This window comes from Streptomyces sp. NPDC059851 (assembly GCF_042732005.1).
Taxonomy (GTDB): domain Bacteria; phylum Actinomycetota; class Actinomycetes; order Streptomycetales; family Streptomycetaceae; genus Streptomyces.
In genome coordinates this window covers 1-4,546 of record NZ_JBHWJJ010000258.1, presented here as the reverse complement: position 1 = coordinate 4,546, position 4,546 = coordinate 1, and the positions used below count along the sequence as shown (strand labels likewise).

The following is a 4,546-nucleotide window of genomic DNA, read 5'->3' as shown; positions in this document are numbered from 1 at the left end:
CCGCTTCCTCGACGGCATCCGCGCCCTGGAAGACGCCGGGGTGACGGCGTACGTCGAACTCGGCCCCGACGGCGTCCTGTCCGCCCTCGCCCAGGGGTGCCTCGCCGACGGCACCGCCGCCGCCTTCGCGCCGACCCTGCGCGCGGACCGCCCCGAGGCGGAGTCCCTCGTCACCGCGCTCGCCCGGGTCCACTGCCGAGGCGTCGAAGCCGACTGGCCGGCGTACTTCGCCGGGACGGGCGCACGACGTGCCGAGCTGCCCACCTACGCCTTCCAGCGGGAGCGCTACTGGCCGGACACCGTCGCCCCGTTGCCCGGTGACGCCGGCGGGCTCGGCCTCGCGACCGCCGGGCACCCGCTCCTGGGCGCGGCGGTGTCCCTCGCGGACGCCGACGGGTGCGTCCTCACGGGCCGGCTCTCGCTGCACACCCACCCCTGGCTCGCGGACCACGCGGTCATGGGCTCCGTTCTGGTCCCGGGCACGGCCTTCGTCGAGCTGGCCCTGCACGCCGGCGAACACGTCGGCGCCCCGGCCCTGGACGAGCTGACCCTCCAGGCGCCGTTGGTCCTGCCCGACGCCGGCGGTGCGGTGCAGCTCCAGGTCACGGTCGGAGCCCCCGACCCCTCCGGCAGCCGCCCCGTCGCCGTGTACTCCCGCCCGGCCGCCGGAGCCGAGGACGAACCGTGGCTCTGCCACGCCGCCGGCCTGCTCACCGACGGGGTTCCCGCGGCCACCGCCGATCTGGGCGTCTGGCCGCCGGCCGGGGCCACCCCCCTCCCCGTGGACGACGCGTACGAACTGCTCGACGCATCCGGGCTCCGCTACGGACCCCTTTTCCGGGGCCTGCGGGCGGTTTGGCGGCGCGACGGCGAGCTGTTCGCCGAACTCGCCCTCGACGGGCGCGCGCAGACGGACGCCGGGGCGTTCGGGCTGCACCCCGCCCTTCTCGACTCCGCCCTGCACACCCTCGCACTGGACGGCGACGTCCTGGCCGCCCCGACCGACGGCGCCGATGCCGGTGCGGGTACCGCCCGACTTCCGTTCGCCTGGAGCGGCGTACGGCTGCACGCGGCCGGCGCCTCGGCAGCACGCGTCCGCCTCGCCCCCGCCGGCCACGGCGCGGTGTCCCTGGACCTGGCCGACACGGCCGGCCAGCCCGTCGCTTCCGTGGCTTCGCTGGCCCTGCGCGCGGTCACGCCCGAGCAGATCGGCGCGGCGGCCCGCGACGGCCGACAGGAGTCCCTGTTCCGCGTCGAGTGGACGCAGCTCCCCGCCGACCGGGTGGCGGCCACGGCCGAGGCCGATGCGGCCGGCGTGGTCGTCACCGACCTGCGGACGGTCGACCTCCCTACGGTTCCGGAAGCCGTGCACGCCGAGACGGCGCGGGTGCTGGGGCTGCTACAGGGATGGCTGTCCGAGGACCGGTCCGCGGACGGGCGCCTGGTGTTCGTGACGCGGGGTGCGGTGGAAGCCGTACCCGGCGAGGGCCTGCCCGATCCGGTCCACGCCGCGGTGTGGGGCCTCGTGCGGTCGGCGCAGTCCGAGAACCCGGGCCGCTTCGTCCTGGTCGACGTCGACGACGACAGCAGTGAGGTGCACGGCGCCCTCGCGGTCGCCCTGGCCTCGGGCGAGTCCGAGGTGGCGGTACGCCGGGGCACGGCGCTGGTGCCGAGGCTGGCCCGCGCCGAGGCGCCGACCGGGCAGACCGCGGCCGCGGGGGACCCCGAGGGCACGGTGCTGATCACCGGTGCGAGCGGTTCGCTCGGCGCGCTGTTCGCCCGCCACCTCGTCGCCGACCGCGGCGTACGGCACCTGCTGCTCGTCAGCCGCCGCGGCGGGGCCGCCGAGGGCGCGGCCGACCTGACGGCAGAACTCGTCGCCCTGGGTGCCGAAGTCACTTGGGAGGCCTGTGACGCGGCCGACCGGGACGCGCTGGCCGCCGTACTGGCCGGCATCCCGGCCGAGCACCCGCTGACCGCGGTCGTGCACACCGCCGGCGTCCTCGACGACGGCGTCATCGGCTCGCTCACGGCCGAGCGCCTCTCCGCGGTGCTGCGCCCGAAGGTGGACGCCGCCTGGAACCTGCACGAGCTGACCCGGGACCACGCCCTCTCCGCGTTCGTCCTGTTCTCCTCCGCCGCCGGTGTCTTCGGCAACGCCGGCCAGGCCAACTACGCCGCCGGCAACGCCTTCCTGGACGCCCTGGCCGCCCACCGCCGGGGCCAGCAGCTGGCGGGCACCTCGCTGGCGTGGGGCCTGTGGTCCGAGGCCGGTGGCGGCGGCATGGGCGCCGCCCTGGACGCCGAAGCCGTCTCGCGGCTGGGCCGCGGCGGGGCGGACGCCCTCTCCGCCGCCGAGGGCTTGGCGTTGTTCGACGCCGCGTCGGCCGCCGGACGGCCGCCGCTGCTGGTCCCGGTGAAGCTGGACCCGGCGGCCCTGCGCGCCCGGGCGAGCAGCGGGATGCTCCCGCCCCTGCTGTCCGGCCTGGTGCGTACGCCCGTACGCCGGGCCGTAGCCGGCGGCAACGCCGCGGACGGCACCGGACCGGCCGCCCGGCTCGCCGCCATGAAGGCCGCCGACCAGCAGGCGTTCGTCCTGGAACTGGTGCGCACCCAGGTCGCGGCGGTGCTCGGCTACGCCGGGCCCGCGGCGGTCGACGCCGACCGTTCCTTCCGCGAGCTGGGCTTCGACTCCCTCACCGCCGTCGAACTGCGCAACCTGATCGGCGCCGCGACCCGGCTGCGCCTGCCGGCCACCCTCGTGTTCGACTACCCGACCTCCACCGTCCTGGCCGACCACCTGCGCACCGAGCTGCTCGGCGCGGCTCCCGCGGCGGCGCCCTCCCGGGCGGTGGCCGCCGTCCGCGACGACGAGCCCATCGCGATCGTCGGCCTGGGCTGCCGCTACCCCGGTGGCGTGCAGTCGCCCGAGGACCTGTGGCGGCTCGTCCTCGACGGCCGGGACGTCATCTCCGGGTTCCCGGACGACCGCGGCTGGGACATCGCCGGCCTGTTCGCGGACGACCCCGACCAGGAAGGCACGAGCTACGCCCGCGAGGGCGGCTTCCTCTCCGACGCGGCCGCCTTCGACCCGGCGTTCTTCGGGATCTCCCCCCGCGAGGCCGTGGCGATGGACCCGCAGCAGCGGCTCCTGCTGGAGACCTCGTGGGAGGCGTTCGAGCGCGCCGGCATCGACCCGCGCACCCTGCGCGGCACACGGACCGGCGTCTTCGCCGGTGTCATGTACCACGACTACGCCTCCCGGCTCGCGGCCCTCCCCGAGGACGTCGGGGGCTTCCTCGCCACCGGCACCGCGGCCAGCGTCATCTCCGGCCGGCTGTCGTACACCTTCGGCCTGGAGGGCCCGGCAGTCACCGTCGACACCGCCTGCTCCTCCTCCCTGGTGGCCCTGCACCTGGCCGTGCAGGCGCTGCGCAACGGGGAGTGCTCGCTCGCCCTCGCGGGCGGCGTGACCGTGATGGCGACCCCCGGCGCCTTCCTGGAGTTCAGCCGGCAGCGGGGCCTCGCCGCCGACGGCCGCTGCAAGGCCTTCTCCGCCGACGCCGACGGCACGGGCTGGGCCGAGGGAGCAGGCGTCCTGCTGGTGGAACGCCTCTCCGACGCCCGCCGCAACGGCCACCCGGTCCTGGCCGTGGTCCGCGGTACGGCGATCAACCAGGACGGTGCCTCGAACGGCCTCACCGCCCCCAACGGCCCCTCCCAGCAGCGGGTCATCCGGCAGGCCCTCGCCAACGCCGGGCTGACCGCCGCCGACGTGGACGCCGTCGAGGCGCACGGCACCGGCACGACCCTCGGCGACCCCATCGAGGCCCAGGCCCTGCTCGCGACCTACGGCCAGGACCGGCCCGCCGACCGGCCGCTGCTCCTCGGCTCCATCAAGTCGAACCTCGGGCACACCCAGGCCGCGGCCGGCGTCGCCGGCATCATCAAGATGGTCATGGCCATGCATCACGGGGTGCTGCCGCGGACCCTGCACGTGAACGAGCCCACGCCGCACGTCGACTGGACGGCCGGAGCCGTGACGCTCCTGGACACCGCCACGGCCTGGCCGGAGACGGGCCGCGCGCGCCGCGCCGCGGTCTCCTCCTTCGGGTTCAGCGGCACCAACGCCCACGCCGTCATCGAGCAGGCCCCCGAGCCCACGGAGCCCGAGACCCCGCTGCCCGCACCCACCCGCGTGCCGGGCCCCCTGCCGTGGCTCCTGTCGGCGAAGGACCCGCAGGCCCTGCGCGACCAGGCCGCACGCCTGGCGGCGCACGCGGCCGACCACCCCGAGCTGTCCCCCACGGACATCGGCTACTCCCTCGCCACGAGCAGGACCGCCCTCGACCGCCGGGCCGCCGTGATCGCCGACGACCGCCAGGGCTTCCTCGCAGGACTCGCCGCGCTCGCCGAAGGCGACCGGCCGGCCGGCGTGCTCGAAGGTGCGCCAAGCGTGGGGAAGCTGGCCTTCCTGTTCACCGGGCAGGGCAGCCAGCGCCTCGGCACGGGCCGCGAGCTGTACGCGTCCCGGCCGGTGTTCGCC

The 4,546-nt window shown here is 76.5% G+C and carries 1 protein-coding gene; it reads left to right on the top strand.

The window, feature by feature from the left end; translation table 11 throughout:
• Positions 1–4,546, top strand: a 4,546-nt coding sequence (locus ACFV7Q_RS38350; protein ID WP_385435583.1) for a type I polyketide synthase, incomplete at both ends; no start/stop codon positions are given.